Origin of the sequence: Synechococcus sp. PCC 7336 (assembly GCF_000332275.1) — a bacterium.
GTDB lineage: Bacteria > Cyanobacteriota > Cyanobacteriia > Thermostichales > PCC-7336 > PCC-7336.
Map to the genome: position 1 here is coordinate 3331521 of NZ_CM001776.1, position 13942 is coordinate 3345462.

A 13942-nucleotide genomic window follows, 5' to 3' on the forward strand; every position below is an offset into this window, starting at 1 on the left:
TCGGATTGCTCGCCTAGCCATCTTTGCTCAGTAAATAATCGACAGCCCGCTGAAGCTGCTCGGTCCGCTCGCGAAGTTGCTCGGTGCGTTGATTCATGGCCTGGATTTGCTGCCCCGATGCCTCGACAAAGCGATCGATGCGAAGATTGGTTGCCTCGCTAATTTCTGCAAGGCGTTCTACGGTTTGTTCGATGCGATCCAATCGAGATGGCCGTCCCCACATGAGCGCCTGTCCTGAAATTTGGTTGCTTCAGTCCAGTATATCGAGCGAGGTTTGCTTCCCTCAGCGATGGAGGGCTTTCGCCCGTTGAGCGATCCTCTGCTTCCATCTCGAACAGTGCGAGACTATCGCGCCCAGTTCGGATTGCTCGCCTAGCCATCTTTGCTCATCAAATACTCTACAGCCCGCTGAAGCTGCTCGGTCCGTTGATGTAGGATCTGAATCTGCTGCTCCGAGGCATCCACAAAGCGATCGATGCGGAGATTGGTTGCCTCGCTAATTTCTGCAAGGCGTTCCACGGTTTGTTCGATGCGGTCCAATCGAGATGGCCGTCCCCACATGAGCGCCTGTCCTAAGATTTGGTTGCTTCAGTCCAGTATATCGAGCGGGTTGTTCTCCCTCAGCTCTCGGGGTCGATCGCCCGTTTGCCGATCGCGTACAAACTCCCAGGAACTTTTTAGCTGCGCTTCTTAGAATGGGACGTATTCTGAGGACATCGCGTCCGTCAGAAGCGCAACAGATTATCCCGAGTGGATGTTGTGGGATTGGGACGCAGGCATGGGAGGAGGCAATCGTGTTGGCCAAATTTGTCGGGATCTCCATGGCTCTGACCGCTGGCTGCTTAGGGGCGATCGCCAGCTCCGCCCGCGCCTTCGAACTCACTGAAGTTCCTGTTGGCGTCGTCCCCGACCCCGCCAATCCCCAACAGGTGCTGATTCAGCAGGGGCGCGATCGCGGTATTCGCATTGGCGATCGCGGCGCGATCGCCATTCAGGGCTACACCGTGGTGGATGGCATCAGCGGGGCTGACTTTGGCGTGACACAACTTCCCTTCTCGGTGGTGGCGGTGAGCGAACGCAGCGCGATCGCCCGCCTGTCTTACCCCGTCTTCCCCTATCGACCCCTTGCCGCCCGCGTTTCGGTCTTAACCGTCCGCCCCACAGATTTAAAACAGATTCCCCTCGCAGAGCAGCGAGATACCTCAAACGCTGTTCCTCCCCCTGCAAGCACCACTCCCGAAGCCGATACTGCTGTGGAGTCGCCCTTTCCTGTGCTCGCCACCAGCCATGCCACTTGGGCCAACCCCATAGGCACTCAACTCTGCGGTCGCGAGGTGGGAGGGGCTTACGCTGCCATTGTGTCCGAGACCCAGTGCGCCCAAGTCACCCGAGAAGACATCCTCGTGCAGGCGATCGTCTCCGGTCAAAACCCAGCAGATGTCGCCCCCGCCGATGCCATCGGGGCCGATGCCCTTTACGACACCGATCGCCGCCTGCAAGATGTCGTTCGGTTTTACTTTCTCAGGCCCGATACCGCGCGCGCGCGGGTGGCGATCGGTCAGGAATATCTGCGCTTTCACCACTACGAGCAGGCGCAACAGTGGCTAGCCGCCACAGAGGTTCCCGCCAGCCAACCCAATCTGCTCGAAGACTTACTCCACAGCCGCACCTACGCTACCTATCAAGTGGGGAACTACGAGGGGGCGATCGCCCTCGGGACTCAATTAGAAAACCCCAGTTCCGACCAACTGAACCTGATTGCTGCCGCCCACATTCAAAGCCAGCAATACGGCCGCGCTGCCACCCTCCTGAACGAGCTACCCCCGCTGGACGAAATTCGCAACAACTTAGCGATCGCCTTTTACCAGCTCGATCTCGCCGAGATCGAAGCCTGCGCCGAGGCCCCTGAAGAAGTCTGTTTGCCCGCCTCTGAAGAAGAACCCCTGCGCCAACAGCGAGCCCGTCCCCTACTCGAAAATGCAGCTGAACAGTCTCCTGCCATTGCCTACAACCTCGCGATCCTCGACATTCGCCAGGGCAGCTTGTCGCAAGCCATGACCGATCTCTTGACCCTTCATGCCAGTATTGCCAGCCACAGCGAACTCGATCCCCTCACCGCTCGCATCAAAGATGAGATGCGCCTCTACATTGACAACCACAATGCCAGCATGGATTTCTTGCAGGAGTTTGCCGTAGGCGGTGGAGGTCTTCCTGGCGGCGTTGGAGATGCAGTCGGGTTGGCAGGACAGGTGGCGGGCATTGGCGGATTTTTGCCACTGGCCTTGTTCAACGTTGTCTCGTTTGCGGTAGCCCAAGAGCAAAAGCAAGCTTTAATCGATCGCATTCACCTGCAGTTGACAGTGCTCTATGCAGAGGAACTGGAGTTGATTCCGATGGTGCGATCGCCCGATCCGATTAGTGCCAATCCTTTTTCGTAAGCGTTAGGGTCGAGCCTAGCAAAGGAACGCCGCTCGAAACGCGAGTTAAGGATGGCAAACATTGGTCGCGATCGCTACGATTTGTCAGTAGAATTAACCCGACTTTCAAGAGTGACATCGCTGGCAAGTTCTATCTCCGGCTGCTCCTGAAATTTAGCGTTTTGCCTCTTTACCCACCATGTTTGATACGATTCTCTTTCCGGTCGATCGCTCCCGCGAAACCAGTCACGCTATTGAATTAGTGGCAGATTTAGCAAAGAAATACAACGGTACGGTTATTTTGTTATCAGTATTGGACAGCGATCGCATTGAAGCGCAGGATGTGGCAGCGGCTCGCCAACAGGGAAAAGAGTTTTTGGAGCGGGGGATGGCTGCGTTGAAGCAGGCGGGAGTGGCCGAGGTGCGATCGCAGTTTACGGAAGGCAAGGTTGCATTTGTCATTTGCGATGTGGCAGACGAGCGGGATGCCAGTTTGATTGTGATGGGCTCTCGCGGGGTCGGGTTGGCGGATGAAGAGCCCCACGATAGTGTGAGTGCTCGCGTGATTCAGCTGTCTCCCTGTCCGGTGTTGGTGGTGCCTTAAGCAAATGAGATGAGGTTTGGCCTCGTTGTGGCAGTCTCTGCAAGCTCTAGCCCTTGCTGCTGGGGGTCGTAGGGAAAGTCAAACAAACTCTTGCCAGGTGGAGATGGCGCGTTAAACTATTATTCGCTGCGGTGGCGTAGCCAAGTGGTAAGGCAGGGGCCTGCAAAGCCCCCATTCGCCAGTTCGAATCTGGCCGCCACCTTTCTTCCTCCCACTAGATTTGGGCCTAAGTCCCTTACAGAGACTGGATTATAGCTGTTTCTGCTAGGGAGGTGTCGATGAATTGCTGGCTGTAGAAGTATTGCAAGGCTTGTTCGACCTCAGGTTAACCAAGGCAATCACACCAGCCATGACCATGGGCTTCCTTGGCAGGCCGCTCACGCTCGCGGAAATGCTCTCCTGTCGGGGCTTTCATGGCTCGTGCTAACCTCTGTCCAGTGCCCAGTCGAATAGAGTCGAGCTCGTCCAGTGGGAGATTAACCCATCAAAATGACGCGATCGATGACATGAATGGTGCCGTTGTCAGCGGCAATATCGGTGGCGATCGCCGTTGCGTTTTTAACCTCCAAGCCATCCCCCTCCCGAACGGGGATGGGAGAGCCCTCAGCAGAATTCAGCGTTTTCATCTCCAGCAACTCTGCCCGAGACAGGCTCCCCGGCACGACGTGGTAGAGCAGAATGCGCCCCAGTTGGGGGGTATTTTGCAGCAAAGTGTTCACAGTCGCAGGGGAGAGCTGGGCGAATGCCTCGTCGGTGGGGGCGAACACGGTAAATGGCCCCTCTTCTGCCAGCGTTTGGGTCAAGCCCGCAGCCTCGACCACCGCCAGTAGCGTCTCAAAATTTCCCGCAGCCGCAGCAACTTCAACAATGTTGGCCATCAGAGTTTTCTCAGATCGTGATTTTCTATAGGAGGCGGCGATCGCCTAGCGATAGTCTTGCACTTGGACATTGCGGAGGCGGGCTTCGGGACGGATGAAGCGATCGAGTTGGGCTTCGAAAAATTCCCGGTTGGCCTGTAAGTGTCTGGGATTGGGATCGTCTAGGGGATAGAGCAATGCAGCACGCAAAGCTTGAATGACAGCGGAGGTGACGTTGTACATCGATCGCTGAAATGTCACCCCAATTTGGCTGAGGATATCGTCTTCCCCCCGGCAATGTTTTCGATAGTCGTCTAGCAAATATTGCGGCAAGAAGTGCATCATGTCTTGCATCAGCAATGTGGGGGGAATGCCAGCGGTCCCGATGGGGAAGACATCGGCGTAGAGAATGCCGTAATGAAAGTCCTTTTGCTCGGCAGGCACTTGATTCGCCTGAGCGTTGTAGGACTTTGTGCCCCGGAAGGGGGAGGTGCGATAGAAGATCGCCTCGACGTAAGGGAGCGCCGCCTCGTAGAGCCACATAAAGCCCTTCGATTTGGGGATAATCTCGTAGCGATCGCCGCGAATGTAGACGTGGTGGTAAATGGGGCGAGCGGCAACGGCAAAGATGCCATCCACTAAAAACTGCATCGCCTCCGGCACGCTGGCGAGCTTGCCCTCGTCGTAGAGATCCGACATCTCGAAAAAGACCGGTGCCATCACTTCCCAAAACAACCCCAAATTGGAGTAATAGGAGAGCTGTCTCACCTGCTCCAAAAACATATCGGGGAAGAGCTTGTACAGCCCCAACATTAAAGGATTGCCTTGGAAATAGGCGCGGATGGCCAGATCGGCGTTAGCTCGGTATTCCTCGCTATCGAGATAGCGATCGAACTTGTTGGCGGGCTCGTACATGTGCCGGTGCCACAACATCGCTCGCATACAAGACTCGGCAAATTCCATGTTGATGCGATCGTGCCAGAGATGGTGCAAGAGCTTGGGGACTTTACGCTGGAGTTCGCCTTGACGAACGAACTCCAAGAGTTCTGGGTGGGCGGACGCATCGCCGCGCCATACCCTCAGATCCGCATCGTCCCCCGCATAGTGGTTGTGCAACTCTAAATAGTCTTTCGGGAGGAAATATTTGAAGGCAGGCAGTGGGTTGAGAAACACTCGCTCGGCGATGTAAAGCAAATTGCGCCAGTAGAAGTCCATCGGCACGGCATAGGCTTTGTAGATGCCGATAATTTGCTTCAGGTTCTCGGGGTTGTCCGGCAGCATCGAGCCCCCCGCTTCGAGGCGGTGAACGATGTCGCGAAACTCGTGGGTGGAGGGGGGCAAGGCGATCGCGCGATCGCGGGTCGTGTCTGTCACCATGGCATGTTCCAATAATTCGCTATGAGTCAGAGTTTTGTGGGGAGACAAGAGTCGATCGCAATCAGAGTTCCCTTAGAGGCGGGTAGATTGGGTTGCCAAGTCGGAGGGGCGATCGCCATCAGCCCAATTGAGGCTCAACTGTGGAAAGACACCTTCCTGCACAAATGCATTGACAGGCTCTGAGGGAACTGCCGCTACCATCGCCGCAGTTGTGGACTCACTCCAGCGCACTAACCAAGTGGGCTGGATGCCCAAAAAGAGAATAACGATCGCCAACGTCAGGGCCGGCACCCGCTCCCGCCATTCCACCTTGGGGAAATAGGCGATCGCGTTATCCAACTTGCCGAAGCAGGTACGGTTGAGCAAAATCGCGAAGTACACCGTCGTCAAACCGCTGCCCAGGACGCACAACAGCGTTTGCACCGGAAAGACACGGTAGCTCCCCTGAAACACCAGAAATTCTGAAATAAAGCCCACCAAACCGGGAATGCCAGCACTGGCCATACCGCTCAGCACCAAGAGAGCCGCCACCATCGGCAAGCCTCGAACCGGATTCATCAGACCATTCAATACATCCAGCTCGCGGGTGCCCACCTTGGCCTCAATCACCCCCACCAGATGGAACAGAATCGCCAAAATCAAACCGTGGGCCACCATTTGAGCCACCGCCCCCACCAAACTGAGGGCCGTTAGCGCCGCACCTCCGAGCAGGATGTAACCCATATGTCCGATGGAACTGTAGGCCACCATCCGCTTGATGTCCTTCTGGGCGATCGCCACGAAAGCCCCGTACAGTACACTCACCGTCGCCCAAGTTGCCAAATAGGGAGCCACCGCCGCCCAAGCTGCGGGGAACAGTCCCAAGCCAAAGCGCAGCACTCCGTAAGCACCGAGCTTGGCCAACACCCCCCCCAACAGGATCGCGACAGGAGTAGAGGCCGCAACGTAGGTGTCTGGCAACCAAGTATGTAGGGGCACGAGGGGAATTTTGATGCCAAACCCCACCATCAGCAAACCCAACAACACGAACTGCAATCCCAACGGCAAGCTTTGGCTCAGCAGCGCATCGTACGAAAAGCTAGACGCCCCCCCAAACCAGACGATCCCGAGAAACGCCGCCAGAATCAGCACCCCCGAGAAAGCGGTGTAGAGCAGAAACTTGGTCGCGGCATAATTGCTCCGTTCCCGTTCCCCCCAAACGGCAATTAACAGGAACAGGGGAATCAACTCCACTTCGTAGAAGAGGAAAAACAGCAATAAGTTTTGGGTGGTGAAGGCACCTGCTACCACCCCACTGACCAAAAGGATGAGCGAGTAATAGAGGCGAGGCCGCTCGATCGCTTCTACAGTGCTGTAAATGGCGATCCAAGTCAGAAGACCATTTAACACCAGCAGCAATAGCGACAGCCCATCGACCCCCAGCTCGTAGTTCAAGCCCAAGATCTCGATCCAAGGAACGAACTCGACAAACTGCACGAGGGGGTTGGTGAAGTCAAACTGACTGACCAGCCAGAGGGACCACAGCGCCATTGCGCCACTGACGCTCAGGGCTATAAGCTTCAATCTCGCGATCGGAAAAGGCAGATAGCCGATCGCAATCCCACCGAGAATTGGCAGCCAGATGAGAGCGCTGAGCATAAAAACACACTTAATATAGGTGAATAAAGGTAAATTTATTACTAATTGCACAAAACTTAAGGCGAGAATAGCCGCAAGATGACCGGCCATTCGAGCGCAATCAAAATGCCGGCGCCGCCGAGGGCAATCGTCAAGATGTAGGCTTGTCCCTGACCGCTGTTCCCGTATTTCAGGGTTTCGCCGCTAAACAGGGAGCCCAGGCCCACTAAATTAACAATGCCGTCGACGATGAAGCGATCGAACCAATCCATGAATCGGGAAGCGATATCGACCCCCAACACAACCGTGGCGCGATACAGGTTCGGGGTATAGAGGTCGTAGGAGAAAAAGTTTTGCAAACCGCGCCACGGTAATTGGACCGGCTTGGGGATAGCCGAACCGACGTACACCCAAGCTCCAGTCCCAATCCCGATCGCGCTGGACAAGCTCAACGCGGCGATCGCCGTCAAGTTCAAACTCCCCCAACCGGACAACAGCGACACGCTATTCAGAATCAAGGGCAAATGCAGCGTCAGTCCCATCAGCACCGTCATGGGCAACGTCACCAACCAAATATTCTCGGGAGAACGCTCCGACATGGGCTTGACCGGTCCGGCAAAAATCAACCCGAATTCCCGCATCATGCTGAAGGCGGTCAGCCCTACGACGCCTAACACGATCGCCGCCAAGAGGGGATAGCTTTCCCAAAGGCCATCTATCAGAGTTCCTAACGCCCAGAATCCCCCTAACGGCGGCAGACCCACCAACCCGGCCACCCCCACCAAAAAGCACAGACCCGAGACCGGTCGGCGACTCCACAACCCACCCAACTGTCTGAGGTCTTGGGTAATGTTGTTGAGAATAATCGAGCCCGAAGTGGCAACCAAGAGAGCCTGGGCCAGTGCATGGCTCAGAATCAACAGCAATGCGGCCTCAGGCTGGTGGGTTCCTACGGCAATGAACACCAACCCCATATAGGTACTGACGGTGTAGGAGAGGGAGCGCTTGACGTCAACTTGAGCAATGGAAATCAACGTAGCGGCGATCGCGGTAGTCGCTCCAATCGCAGTCAGAACAGTCGGAACCACTGGAGATAGAGACAAGACGGGCTCTAACTTGATGAGAACCCAAGCGCCAGTAGCCACCACAACTGAGTTGCGCAAGATCGTACTGGGCAGCGGCCCTTCCATCGCTTCGTCTAACCACAAATGCAGTGGCAGTTGGGCACACTTACCCATCGGTCCGGCAATCAAGGCCAAGCCCAACAACGTCGCAGTGGCAGGTTGTAGGTCAGCGGTCTGAGCCCATTGCGCCAACGCTTGAAAATTCCAAGTGCCCGCTAGAGGATAGAGGGCCAATACCCCCATCAACAGAAATAAATCCCCAACCCGCTTAGTGAGAAACGCATCTCTAGCCCCCGTCACCACCAACGATTGATTCAACCAGAAGCCCACAAGTAGATAGGTTCCTAAGGTGAGAATCTCTAGCAGAATGTAACTAAATAAGAGAGAATCGCACAGAACTAATCCACACATGCCCGCTTCGAACAGGGAGAGAAACCCGAAAAATCTGGCCCAGCCCCAATCCATTTCTAAATAGCCGATCGCGTAGAACTGGCTGAGAAAATTGAGACCGGCGATGAGTGTAGTGGCTGCCACTATCAGGGCTGAAACTTCCAATGGAATGCTGAGTGTCAGGTCGGCAACCTGCAACCAGACCAGCTCGAAATGGAGAGGCGGATGCTGCCAAACGGCAGGAAAAGCAAGGGTGCCGTGTAACAGCGCCAGGAACGTCGTGAAGAGGTTGACGTAGCCTGCTGGTCGGGGGCCCGTCCGCCGCATAATGCCGGGGGACCAGAACAAAGACAGCAGCATTCCCATGAAGGGATAGCAGGGCACTAACCAAAATGAATCCGCAAAGAACTCGGACATGTAAAGTCGTAACCTCTAGTGACCGGCGACTCAAAAACTGTCAGTTTAATCTTCGAAGCATTATCCCTTAGCACGAGCGTAGGCTCGTGATAGACAATCGTTAAGATTTATTTCTATGAAAGAATTATAGGCTTACTTTTGGGAGGTGCCAATTTGAAAAATCATTTAAAAAGCTAATCTAAACGATTATCCTGCGGTCGTTCGAGAGGTAGAACGGCAACGAGTTGACTCCGACAGAGGCTAGACGGTAGCCTGAAAGGCAAATCGGGCATGGCTTTCAGCGATTGATAGAACTAGATGGCGACAGGCATTCAGATTGCCCCGATCGCCCCTAACGGTTTAATCTGCAGTTGAACCAGACCCCAAAAAGTCAGCATAAGCCAGCGCAATGCCTTGTTTGAGCTGAGTTTTGGCCTTCCAGCCCAATTGGTGCAAGCGCGACACGTCCATCAGCTTGCGGGGGGTGCCATCGGGCTTGTCAGTATTGAACGTTAGCTCGCCCGCAAACCCCACCACCTCGGCGATCGCCTCCGCCAGCTCGCGAATGCTCAGATCTTCCCCCACCCCAATATTGACAAACTCGCCGATCTCTCGGGCAGAACAATTCTCCATCAAATAAACACAAGCATCGGCCAAATCGTCGCTGTAGAGAAACTCCCGCAGCGGTTTGCCCGTTCCCCAAATTTCTACAGTGGACTGCCCTGCTTGCTTTGCCTCGTGCATTTTGCGGATTAAGGCAGGCAGAACGTGGGAGTTTTGCAAATCGTAGTTATCCCCCCGACCGTAAAGGTTGGTGGGCATGACGCTAATATACTGGGTGCCGTACTGGCGGTTGTAGGCACCGCACATCTTAATGCCTGCGATTTTGGCGATCGCATAGGGCTCGTTCGTTGGTTCCAGGCTCCCAGTCAGTAGATATTCCTCCTTCAAAGGCTGCGGCGCGAGTTTGGGATAGATGCAGCTCGATCCGAGGAACAACAACTTCTTCACCCCCGCCAGAAAGGCAGAGTGAATGGTATTCATTTCGATCGCTAAATTTTGATAGAGAAACTCGGCAGGATAGGTGTGATTGGCGTAAATGCCCCCCACCTTCGCCGCCGCCAACATGACGCAATCGGGCTTCACCTGTTCAAAAAACGCCCGCACGGCAGCTTGGTCGATTAAATCCAGTTGCGATCGCGTTCGGGTCGCAATCGAGCTATAGCCGCCCGCCTGCAACCGCCGCACCAAAGCCGAACCCACCAAGCCGCGATGACCGGCCACAAACACGGTATCGGACGGGGTCATGCCGCTATTCGTGATAGTCATATGCTGAGTATCCGTGATCTTTCACTAAGCGATCGCGTTTGGCCGACTTCAGATCTTCGCGCACCATTTCCGCCACCAACTCTTCAAACTTGACGGTCGGGGTCCAGCCCAACTGCTCGCGAGCCTTGGTCGGATCGCCTAACAGCGTTTCCACTTCTGTCGGGCGATAGTAACGGGGATCGACCGCCACAATACAATTGCCATACTCGTCATAACCTTTTTCCGCCGTACCGCTGCCATCCCACTTGATGCTAATGTCCACCTCATTCAAGGCCGCTTCCACAAACTCCCGCACACTATATTGCTGGCCGGTTGCAATCACGTAATCGTCGGGCTCCTGCTGCTGCAACATGCGCCACTGCATTTCCACATAATCGCGGGCGTGGCCCCAATCCCGTTTGGCATCCATATTGCCCAAATACAAACAGTCTTGCAGGCACAATTTGATGCGAGCGACGGCACGGGTGATTTTGCGGGTGACAAAGGTTTCGCCGCGCACGGGAGACTCGTGGTTGAACAAGATGCCATTACAGGCATACATGCCGTAGGCTTCGCGATAGTTGACCGTAATCCAGTAGGCATAGAGCTTGGCCACGGCGTAAGGCGATCGCGGATAAAACGGCGTGGTTTCGGTTTGGGGAATTTCTTGCACCAAGCCGTACAGCTCTGAGGTGGAGGCTTGATAAAAGCGGGTTTTGTCTTCTAATCCGAGAATGCGAATCGCTTCCAAAATACGCAATGTGCCGATGCCGTCGGCGTTGGCGGTGTATTCGGGGGTTTCGAAGGAGACGGCGACGTGGCTTTGGGCGGCCAAATTGTAAATTTCGTCCGGCTGCACCATTTGGACAATGCGAATCAGGTTGGTGGAATCGGTCAGATCGCCATAGTGCAGGAAAAAATTGCGCTCGGGTTCGTGGGGATCTTGGTAGAGGCGATCGATCCGATCGGTGTTGAACAGAGAAGCTCGTCGCTTGATGCCGTGAACCTCGTACCCTTTCTGCAAGAGCAATTCAGCCAGATAGGCACCGTCTTGCCCGGTAATGCCTGAAATGAGTGCAACTTTTTTGGTCATTGGCTTGCGTTGAACGGGAAAAAGGGTGAATGGACTGAATCCCAAAGAGAGCAGTGGCTGGTTCGAAAGCTTGTTTAGCAATATCACGTTTCCGACCGGCAAGCTATCTTCGAGATTGCATCGCGCAATGATTGCATTGTCCGATCGCCAAGAAAGCGCTAGTCCAATCCCTAAAGTACCCAGTCTCCACTGATGGACGCCTGTCTGCTAGCAGGTTCTTAAGTCACGAAAAGCTGCTTCAGTTCTAATCTTGAATGACGGGGGTCGAAGTCCGAGGTAACAGACGTCCGCCGCTCTCGCCACTCGATACAGATTGATTGAGTGAGTCCGTCGGGTCAGCAGGGGGGATTGCCACCGCCGCTGCAGGAGTGCTGGGGGCGACTGCGATCGCCACCGCTTTGACCCATGAATTGCCCGCACTATCCGTCGCCTGCAAGGTCACCGTCAGGGAACTGTCCCCCACTTGCAACTGTTCTTCCCCCTGCAACGGCACATTACCGGGCACCGGCAGCAACTGCACGACGGTTCCTGCCCCACCAGCAACTTTCCAGACTAGCGGTAGGGTCTGACCGGCGATCGCATCGATCTGAGGGGCTGTTTGACCGTCAACGGTAAATACATCAATGCTGAGTGCCGGTTCGATCGCGATCGGCCCAATTTGATGGGGAGCCGCCTGCGAGGTGGGTGTCCCGCTGGGGCTCAAGGAGAGTTGAAATGAATATTGGCCGACAGCGCTCGGTAATGTGGGCACTCCCTGACAGATCAACATGCCATTGAGCGTACACACATCCTGTAATTCAGCGGGTAACCCTCCAACCAAGGAAAAGGTCTGCCCCAGATTGGCGAGCGCCTTTCCCGCCGCATCCAGCGGGACGATTGAAACCTGCTGTAACTGCGCGGCATTGTCGATTGTCCAATCCAGAGCGATCGGTCCCGGTTCGCTCGCCTCTGCGGGTGCGGGAACCGCTGTGCCAGCTATAGCAGCCTCAGGCTCTGTTGCCTCAACCGCCACCGTGTAGCTGGGTTGAGTGGCCGCAAAGGCGATCGCGGTGGGGGGAGGAAGTACGCTGACTAACTCGGTTTGCAACTTGGGCAGGGGTTGTTCGCGACTGCGTTGGGGAATCAGGGAAAGCTCGAATTGGTAGTTAGCCGCCAGACGGGCATCGGTCGGCACGTTGCGACAGTCTAAGAACTGACGGGTGCCGCTACAGAGGTTCTCCAGCCCGACAGGAATACCGTTCTCAATCGCATAGGTACGCGGATTGCTGAGCACCTCCCCTTGAGGCGATCGCCCCACCACCACCAGCGATTTGAGCAAATGGGGGCGGCGGATGCGCCAATTGAGATGAACGGCATCGCCGCTAGTCACGGCATATTGCGTATCGGTAGCCGCAAAAGTCGCGATCGCCGGGACTGCTCGCGATCGCACCAGCAGCCAAATCGCAACGGCAATCAAAAGCAAGATCGCCACCGCCACTTGACCCACCACTAGCCCGAACTGCCACCAGGGACGGGGCAACCACAACAGATTGCCGGGAAACACTTGTATCGGTAGGGGACGATTGTCCGCATCCTCCAGTTCGATCGAGAAATTGATGCTGCGACCGCCCCGCCAGGGCTGCTTTTTAGGGGGGTGGGGGATGGCTTCCAGGATGGCAGTGCCCCGTTGCTGGGGGGGGAGGAGGAGGCGATCGCGATCCCAAAAAAATTTGCACGCGGCGTCCTCTTCTAGAGAGACGGCCCGCAAGATAATCTCGCGATCGCTATTTCCCTCATTCGAACACTGCACCTGGTAGCGGGCGGGGCCAGTGCGCACCATCGTCTGCAACGGTCGAAAATTGACTTGTACGTCATAGATGGGCAGGACGGTTAGGTACACCAACTCCAATAACGACAGATCGGGATTGTTCTCGGAGATGAGCTGGAGAGTGGGAACATAGCCCCCTGCCCGCGCGATTTCTTGCTTGTCCTTGTTGTTGGGGGGCTTGAGAGTGACTGAGATGAGTCCCCTCTCGCCGGGATTGAGGGGCAAATTGCTGGCAGGCACGAGTGTACCCAAACCGGCGGGTTCTTCGGGGTAGTCAATCTCCACCCAAGCAGCGGGCCAATCTTTACAGATCAGGCGCAGGCGATCGACCCGTGGGGAGCGGTTCTGCACCGTTACCTGCAAAAAAAGCAGTTCCCCCGGCAACAGTTCGGCGGGGTTGTCTGCCCGCGTGACGGGTTGGACGCGAAAGGTGGGCCGAGCCAACTGTTCCGCAGCCCGGACGGGTTCGGCGACCTGTAGGGTCAGCTCTTTTCGGAAGGGGGTGCTGCGGGCATCCGGCTGGCTCTTTTCGATGTAGACCGAATAGTCATACTGGCTTGCCATCGCATTGACGGGGATGGCGAATTCGAAGACCACCTCGCCACTTCGATCTCCTGCCAGCGATAGATGTTGAATGGGCTCTCGACACCACTCTTGCAGTGGGGGCGTCAAGGCATCGATCCACAAGTCGAGGGAAACCCCCTCTTCTAATTGGTTGGCGACCGTCACCCGCAACTGAAAAAATCGACCGGCCTCAATCCGATCGCGCCCCGACGAGCTCAAAAAGACTCCTAATGGTTCCCGTTGCGGCAGCAGGGATTCTGGAGTCTCAAATGGGTTGATGGAACCGTTGGACATCAAAATTTAGACCGTCGATACATCCGTCACTCAATTCATCTGCCAGCGATGCACTTACGATATCCGAGATCGCTCCCTGCCAGATCGCTCCCCA

The 13942-nt window shown here is 55.6% G+C and carries 11 protein-coding genes and 1 tRNA gene; 3 read left to right on the plus strand and 9 right to left on the minus strand.

The genetic code is table 11. The features are described 5' to 3' along the window. Nucleotides 1-13: 13 nt before the first annotated feature. Both SYN7336_RS16045 and SYN7336_RS16055 read right to left on the minus strand, forming a co-directional pair. A complete protein-coding gene (locus SYN7336_RS16045) occupies nt 14-223 on the minus strand; it encodes a hypothetical protein (protein ID WP_026101063.1) in 210 nt (69 codons plus the stop codon). Nucleotides 224-372: 149 nt separating this feature from the next. After that, complete coding sequence (locus tag SYN7336_RS16055) at nt 373-561, minus strand: hypothetical protein (protein WP_017326973.1); 189 nt, start codon at nt 559-561, stop codon at nt 373-375. A 233-nt stretch (nt 562-794) separates the two neighbouring features. Between SYN7336_RS16055 and SYN7336_RS16060 the strand changes: the two genes are divergently transcribed. The 3 genes from SYN7336_RS16060 to SYN7336_RS16070 all read left to right on the plus strand — a co-directional run bounded on the left by SYN7336_RS16060 (nt 795) and on the right by SYN7336_RS16070 (nt 3223). Then, a complete protein-coding gene (locus tag SYN7336_RS16060; RefSeq protein WP_017326974.1) occupies nt 795-2438 on the plus strand; it encodes a lipopolysaccharide assembly protein LapB in 1644 nt (547 codons plus the stop codon). Nucleotides 2439-2616: 178 nt separating this feature from the next. Then, nucleotides 2617-3021, plus strand: a complete 405-nt coding sequence (locus tag SYN7336_RS16065; protein ID WP_017326975.1) for a universal stress protein — start codon at nt 2617-2619, stop codon at nt 3019-3021. A 130-nt stretch (nt 3022-3151) separates the two neighbouring features. Continuing rightward, nucleotides 3152-3223, plus strand: a tRNA-Cys gene (locus SYN7336_RS16070). Between the two features lie 274 nt (nt 3224-3497). On the opposite strand, the gene SYN7336_RS16075 is transcribed toward SYN7336_RS16070, so the two are convergent. The 7 genes from SYN7336_RS16075 to SYN7336_RS16105 all read right to left on the minus strand — a co-directional run bounded on the left by SYN7336_RS16075 (nt 3498) and on the right by SYN7336_RS16105 (nt 13848). Then, nucleotides 3498-3899 (minus strand): fasciclin domain-containing protein, encoded by a 402-nt coding sequence (locus SYN7336_RS16075; protein WP_017326976.1) that lies wholly within the window; start codon nt 3897-3899, stop codon nt 3498-3500. Nucleotides 3900-3944: 45 nt separating this feature from the next. Next, nucleotides 3945-5255 (minus strand): CO2 hydration protein, encoded by a 1311-nt coding sequence (locus SYN7336_RS16080; RefSeq protein ID WP_026101064.1) that lies wholly within the window; start codon nt 5253-5255, stop codon nt 3945-3947. Nucleotides 5256-5327: 72 nt separating this feature from the next. Beyond that, entirely contained in the window at nt 5328-6893 is a 1566-nt protein-coding gene (locus SYN7336_RS16085) for an NADH-quinone oxidoreductase subunit M (RefSeq protein ID WP_017326978.1), read from the minus strand. 56 nt (nt 6894-6949) lie between these two features. After that, a complete protein-coding gene (locus tag SYN7336_RS16090; RefSeq protein WP_017326979.1) occupies nt 6950-8803 on the minus strand; it encodes an NAD(P)H-quinone oxidoreductase subunit F in 1854 nt (617 codons plus the stop codon). Nucleotides 8804-9142: 339 nt separating this feature from the next. After that, nucleotides 9143-10111, minus strand: a complete 969-nt coding sequence (locus tag SYN7336_RS16095; RefSeq protein WP_017326980.1) for a GDP-L-fucose synthase — start codon at nt 10109-10111, stop codon at nt 9143-9145. After that, nucleotides 10095-11183 (minus strand): GDP-mannose 4,6-dehydratase, encoded by a 1089-nt coding sequence (gene gmd / locus SYN7336_RS16100; protein WP_017326981.1) that lies wholly within the window; start codon nt 11181-11183, stop codon nt 10095-10097. The genes SYN7336_RS16095 and gmd overlap by 17 nt, the downstream gene beginning before the upstream one ends. A 244-nt stretch (nt 11184-11427) precedes the next feature. Next, nucleotides 11428-13848, minus strand: a complete 2421-nt coding sequence (locus tag SYN7336_RS16105; protein WP_017326982.1) for a hypothetical protein — start codon at nt 13846-13848, stop codon at nt 11428-11430. Nucleotides 13849-13942 lie beyond the last annotated feature (94 nt).

Excerpts from the sequence above, each read along its gene's own strand:
- SYN7336_RS16045 (WP_026101063.1), bottom strand. The coding sequence starts at position 223 with ATGTGGGGACGGCCATCTCGATTGGATCGCATCGAACAAACCGTAGAA.
- SYN7336_RS16055 (WP_017326973.1), bottom strand. The coding sequence starts at position 561 with ATGTGGGGACGGCCATCTCGATTGGACCGCATCGAACAAACCGTGGAA.
- SYN7336_RS16065 (WP_017326975.1), top strand. The coding sequence starts at position 2,617 with ATGTTTGATACGATTCTCTTTCCGGTCGATCGCTCCCGCGAAACCAGT.
- SYN7336_RS16075 (WP_017326976.1), bottom strand. The coding sequence starts at position 3,899 with ATGGCCAACATTGTTGAAGTTGCTGCGGCTGCGGGAAATTTTGAGACG.
- SYN7336_RS16080 (WP_026101064.1), bottom strand. The coding sequence starts at position 5,255 with ATGGTGACAGACACGACCCGCGATCGCGCGATCGCCTTGCCCCCCTCC.
- SYN7336_RS16085 (WP_017326978.1), bottom strand. The coding sequence starts at position 6,893 with ATGCTCAGCGCTCTCATCTGGCTGCCAATTCTCGGTGGGATTGCGATC.
- SYN7336_RS16090 (WP_017326979.1), bottom strand. The coding sequence starts at position 8,803 with ATGTCCGAGTTCTTTGCGGATTCATTTTGGTTAGTGCCCTGCTATCCC.
- SYN7336_RS16095 (WP_017326980.1), bottom strand. The coding sequence starts at position 10,111 with ATGACTATCACGAATAGCGGCATGACCCCGTCCGATACCGTGTTTGTG.
- gmd (WP_017326981.1), bottom strand. The coding sequence starts at position 11,183 with ATGACCAAAAAAGTTGCACTCATTTCAGGCATTACCGGGCAAGACGGT.
- SYN7336_RS16105 (WP_017326982.1), bottom strand. The coding sequence starts at position 13,848 with ATGTCCAACGGTTCCATCAACCCATTTGAGACTCCAGAATCCCTGCTG.